Here is an 803-nt window from a genome sequence, read left to right as displayed (position 1 = left end):
CACCCGGCAGAGAGGCTGTTCGACCGGCCCCTTACACAGAAAACTTGACACCTCCCCGGGTCCCGCAGCGGCGTCGACGCAAGCGCGTCGGGTCCTCGACCGTCGACGCGCCGACGGCGGACGCGCCGAACGTGGTGTGGGCAGTGGACTTTCAGTTCGACGCCGACGAGCACGGCCGACCGATCAAGATCTGCTCGATCGTCGACGAACACACCCGGGAGTGCATCGGCGGCCTCGTGGAGCGCTCGATTACCGCCGACCGACTCACCGCCCACCTCGAGGACCTCGTCGCCGCCCGGGGCGCCCCGGCGGTGCTCAGGTCGGACAACGGGCCGGAGTTCATCAGCGAGGCGATGGCCGACTGGGCCGGCACCCGCACCGGCCTGTCCTACATCCCTCCGGGCTCGCCGTGGCGCAACGGGTACGTCGAGTCGTTCAACAGCCGGATCCGCGACGAGTGCCTCAACATCAACAGCTTCTACTCGCTGCTGCACGCGCAGGTCATCATCGGCGACTGGAAGGACGAGTACAACCACCACCGCCGGCACTCCTCGCTCGGCTACCTACCCCCAGCCGAGTACGCTCGACAGTGCACCCATCAAATGGAAACCGACGACTCACAGAACGTCCGGACCGAATGAAGGGCGCGGCTCACGCCGGCCTCGTCATCATCACGCTCACCCACCATCTCACTCATGACATCCAGCAGCTATCTGAATCGCCCCGGGTTTGTTAGAGGCTCGCAAGGGCCGCGTCGGCGGGTGCCGGTGCGGGGTGGTTGTGATCGTAGGTGTCCTCGAGCT

Annotated in this window: 1 protein-coding gene; it reads left to right on the top strand. The window is 66.4% G+C overall.

Translation table 11 applies throughout. The features are described 5' to 3' along the window. Nucleotides 1-641, top strand: a 641-nt coding sequence (locus INT49_RS20855) for an integrase core domain-containing protein (protein ID WP_193119636.1), incomplete at its 5' end; no start/stop codon positions are given. Nucleotides 642-803 lie beyond the last annotated feature (162 nt).

It is taken from the genome of Brachybacterium tyrofermentans (assembly GCF_014897585.1).
GTDB classification, from domain to species: domain Bacteria; phylum Actinomycetota; class Actinomycetes; order Actinomycetales; family Dermabacteraceae; genus Brachybacterium; species Brachybacterium tyrofermentans.
The sequence above is the reverse complement of the archived record's forward strand: the minus strand, read 5'-3'. Positions and strand labels throughout refer to the sequence as shown.